This is a genomic window from Gordonia heveisoli, from assembly GCF_030315745.1.
GTDB lineage: Bacteria > Actinomycetota > Actinomycetes > Mycobacteriales > Mycobacteriaceae > Gordonia.
The window spans coordinates 1-455 of the sequence record NZ_JASXSH010000060.1 but is presented as its reverse complement, the minus strand read 5'-3'; the positions used below and the strand labels follow the sequence as shown (position 1 = coordinate 455).

Here is a 455-nt window from a genome sequence, read left to right as displayed (position 1 = left end):
ACCAATCCGACAAATGCGGATGATCCTGATCATCGCATCGAGTATCTGACCTACCACCGTACGGGGACGCCGCCGCCGATTAATCAGCGTGGTCCGCGGCATGCGCCTACCGGGAACGTGTTCGGGCAGTGGTATGCGATCCGGGATGACTGGGATATTGACCAGGAGAACACGATGTGTAACTCCACGCCCATCAATCGGGATAGGACTCCGACTCCTGGTTGGCCGCTGCATGGGAATGATGATCTGTGAGCGGAAAGTGGTTCACGGCACCACTATTGGCAACCGTGGTGGTGGCCTGGGCGGGGGCCTGTTCGGGGCAGGGCGACCCGGCTCCGCCGTCGCCGGCTCCGTCGGCGGTGTCGGGGTATGAGCGTCCGACTAATGTGCATTGGGTTGACAATTGGAATCCGACGTCGGCTGTTGATTTGAACAGTGCCGATGGGACGTTTATT

General features: G+C 59.6%; 1 pseudogene. It reads left to right on the top strand.

Annotated elements, in window-relative coordinates:
• A pseudogene (locus QSJ18_RS20140) lies at window positions 1-252 on the top strand (hypothetical protein); the annotation flags it as partial.
• Between the last annotated feature and the right edge of the window lie 203 nt (window positions 253-455).